At 39.8% G+C, this 3,664-nt stretch carries 5 protein-coding genes and 1 pseudogene; all 6 read right to left on the minus strand.

The genetic code is table 11. The annotated features are described in order from the left end of the window. Positions 1 to 192, minus strand: a pseudogene (locus tag B4H32_RS06080) (hypothetical protein); the annotation flags it as partial. 1 nt (position 193) lies between these two features. Beyond that, positions 194 to 775, minus strand: coding sequence for a class I SAM-dependent methyltransferase (locus tag B4H32_RS06085; RefSeq protein ID WP_004757128.1), 582 nt, complete (start codon positions 773 to 775; stop codon positions 194 to 196). A 157-nt stretch (positions 776 to 932) separates the two neighbouring features. After that, complete coding sequence (locus B4H32_RS06090; RefSeq protein ID WP_004757129.1) at positions 933 to 1,520, minus strand: tetratricopeptide repeat protein; 588 nt, start codon at positions 1,518 to 1,520, stop codon at positions 933 to 935. After that, positions 1,517 to 2,110 (minus strand): methionine biosynthesis protein MetW, encoded by a 594-nt coding sequence (gene metW / locus B4H32_RS06095; protein ID WP_004678509.1) that lies wholly within the window; start codon positions 2,108 to 2,110, stop codon positions 1,517 to 1,519. The genes B4H32_RS06090 and metW overlap by 4 nt, the downstream gene beginning before the upstream one ends. Continuing rightward, positions 2,110 to 3,270 carry a homoserine O-succinyltransferase MetX gene (gene metX / locus B4H32_RS06100; RefSeq protein ID WP_004683221.1) on the minus strand — a complete coding sequence of 387 codons (1,161 nt, stop codon included), beginning with the start codon at positions 3,268 to 3,270 and terminating at the stop codon, positions 2,110 to 2,112. Before metX ends, metW begins: the two co-directional genes overlap by 1 nt. A 103-nt stretch (positions 3,271 to 3,373) precedes the next feature. Continuing rightward, the coding region (locus B4H32_RS06105; RefSeq protein WP_286800901.1) for an alpha-isopropylmalate synthase regulatory domain-containing protein at positions 3,374 to 3,664 on the minus strand (291 nt) is incomplete at its 5' end.

Below are 3,664 nucleotides of genomic sequence, written 5' to 3' on the forward strand. Positions count from 1 at the left end.
TGTATTTCCCCAGTGTGACCAAGGCTTTTTATCCCTTAAAAATAAGTGCTCTACTAAAGAAAATGCGATTTCATCAATGACAATTGAATGATCACAATTTGGATTTTGTTGCAAATCATAGGGAATGATCTGCATGTTAAGACCAGCATAAATTCCATCTGAATAGGGTGTAACGGTAAAAGAAAATTTCATGCTAAAGTTTTTTCAAAATCAGTGTGTGGAAATTCCAGAATTTAATTTTTCCGTGAGCATTTGGATGTTCTGTTCTGGTTTCTTGATTCAATAAAATTTCATAATCTTCAATGAACAGTTGTTTAATTTGCTGGCGATTAAATCCTTGCATGGTCTGAGGCTGTTGTAATAACCAAGCATCATTTTGACCTAAAAGTTGTATTAATAAAATCCCGCCTTGCGGCAAGGCATGTTTCATCTTTGCGAGTACATGATCAATTTGGCTAGGGGCGCAAAAGAACAGACTGAATAGGGCAATGATAATACTGGCTGATGGAAACGGATAATTCTCAAAAACATGATTTGAGAAAAAGAATTTAGGATGATTTTTAAATCGATACTGACATGCCCGTTGTGCTGCTTCAGAGGGATCAAAGGCATAAACCCGATAGTCATGTTTGAGTAAGAAGGCTGCTTCATTGCCTGCGCCACATCCACAATCAATGGCAACACGAGGGAGGGTCGCATCAATATACTGGAGTGCATATTCCAAGATCGGACGATGTGATTGATCTTGGGTGAGTTCCGCACATATCTGAGACATGAGTACTAAAAAATGAACAATTTAAGATAAATAGCAGCTTAAGATCTTTTTGTAAAAGTAGAAATTGAACTACATTTAAATCAATTTGGAATAAAACCAATAAAAAACCGACTCTTACAAGTCGGTTTTTTATATTACTCAATAGATCTAAGCAAGATTATTGCGCTTGAATCCATTTATCAGCACGGTCACGTGCAGTACGAATCTGATCTTGAGTCAAGTTAGCAGCCAACGCGGTTTTCTTCCCTTCAGATAGGCTGATGACTTTAGTATCCAGCATGCCATCACGGGTAGATAATTCATACCATTGATAAGCACCAACAAAATTTTTCTTTTGCTCTTCCATCATTGCAAGATTGAAGCTGGCACGGTTATCGCCATTACTCGCAGCTTTCTCGAAATATTTACGCGCCAAAGCTTCATCTTTCTTCGTACCGATGCCATCTGCATACATACGACCGACATTTAACTGTGCAGCAGATAAACCTTGATCTGCTGCTGCCTTGAATAAAGTGAAAGCTTGTTTTTCATCTTTAGCCACTTCTTTACCAAACTGGTAACGTGTTGCTAGATAAAATTGTGCCCCAGCTTGACCAGATTTTGCTGCGCTTTGTAATTCACTGATACCCATCACTGAATATCGCGCTGCCTGTGTTGCAACTGATTGTGGTTGAGCAACATAGTCAGCGTGCGCTTGTATACTGATCAGACCAAATAAAAATGTGCTGATAAATGTCTTTTTCATAGAGCGCTCACTCGATAAATTGCGACTTCACCAAATAGGTTCGGCATATGCTTACTGAGCATACTACCTTGTTGGTCACCATTGACGGCAAGTCGATTAATAATTTTAATCCGATTCTCAGCACATAGGGCTTCAAAGTCACGGAAAGTACATAAATGAATATTCGGAGTGTTATACCACATATAGGGTAAAGCTTCCGAGACAGGCATTTTCCCTTTCAATGCAAGAAAAGAACGAGTCTTCCAATACGCAAAGTTTGGAAAAGTAATAATTGCCTGTTTTCCGACACGCACCATATCACGAAGTAATACATCGGGCGCATCTACAGCTTGCAAAGCTTGTGCCATAACCACAGAGTCAAACGACTGGTCGGCAAAACGGCTTAAACCCAAGTTTAAATCCTGTTGGATAATATTTAACCCTCGACTGATGGCAATTGCAATCTTTTCTTGATCGATTTCTAAGCCGTAAGCACGAATATTGTGCTGTTTGCTCATATGCGCCAGTAATTCACCATCACCACAGCCTAAATCCAGTACGTTGGAATCAGGTTTAATCCATCTTTCAGCCAGTCGTTGATCTATACGCATTAGATATTCTCCAAACGGGTCGATTGCAACTGTTGCGCTCCACCTAAAAAGGCTCTTAATGTTTTCACATAGAGTGGGATAGGGAACAAGAACGAATCATGACCTTGTTCTGCATCAATATCTAAGTAACTGACGGGCTTATGATTATCAATTAGAGCATCAACTAATTCTTGTGAACGACTTGGGCTGAAACGCCAGTCAGTCGTAAATGAAATCACCAAGAATTTGCATTTAGGCTTGCTCATTGCTTTAGTCAAGGAATGTTCATACTCACGAGATGGATCAAAATAATCCAAGGCCTTGGTCATAATCAAGTAAGTATTTGCATCAAAATTGCGACTAAATTGTTCGCCTTGATAACGTAAATAACTTTCAACTTGGAATTCGACATCAAAACCATACATAAATTTGCCAGATTTCAAATCACGACCAAATTTCTGTTTCATGGCTTCTTCAGACAAATACGTAATATGACCGACCATACGCGCCAAAATTAACCCACGTTTTGGATAACTGTCATTTTCCAAGTAACGCCCATGATGGAAATCTGGATCAGAGAGAATCGATTGGCGAGCAACTTCATTAAAGGCAATATTTTGTGCCGATAATTTTGGTGCACTGGCGATAATGACACATTTTTTTAAACGATCAGCATAGTCCAATGACCATTGTAGTGCTTGCATGCCACCTAACGAACCACCAATCACGGCAAACCAAACATCAATTCCGAGGCGATCAGATAGCATGGCTTGGGTCTTTACCCAGTCACGCACAGTGACTAATGGAAAATCTGGACCATAAGGACGATTTTCATTTTCAGGGTTTGGCGATGTTGGGCCTGTTGAACCATTACAACCACCAATATTATTTAAAGAAACAATAAAAAAATGATTGGTATCAATCGCTTTGCCAGGACCAATACAGCTATCCCACCAACCTGCTTTTTTATCATCTGCATGATGATAACCCGCAGCATGATGATGCCCAGATAATGCATGGCAAATTAAGATTGCATTGGATTTATCTGCATTAAGTGTTCCATAGGTTTCAACCATCAAATCAAAACGTGGCAGGATACGCCCACATTCAAGCTCTAATGGTTGCTCAAATTGAAATTTTTGTGGTGTGACTAAACCCACTGAATCCGATGGAAAAGACACTGGAATGATTCGCCTTGTATAAATCTTTGATCAATAATAAAAGGATACCAATTCAGGTATCCTTTCAAAAGTCATTTTTTCTGATATTACAACTCAGCTTTGCTTAAACTGCCGCAGCAGCAACTTGCTTAGTTGTAAGTACACCTTGTTCAATTAAACGATTGGTACATGCAATAATCGCTTCAATGGACGAGGTGACGATATTGTCATGAATCCCTGCACCAAATGCGCTCTTACCTGTGCCTTTGACCTGAAGCTCAATCAAGGCAAGGGCCTTGGCATTGGCACCTGAACCGATGCTGCGCTCTTCATAATTTACAACATCAATTGGCAATTGTAACGCATCGAGCATTGCCGAAATTGGGCCATTACCTTCACCGCGTAAACGTTGTAC

The sequence above is a fragment of the Acinetobacter sp. UBA2063 genome (genome assembly GCF_002333245.1).
Taxonomy (GTDB): Bacteria; Pseudomonadota; Gammaproteobacteria; order Pseudomonadales; family Moraxellaceae; genus Acinetobacter; species Acinetobacter parvus.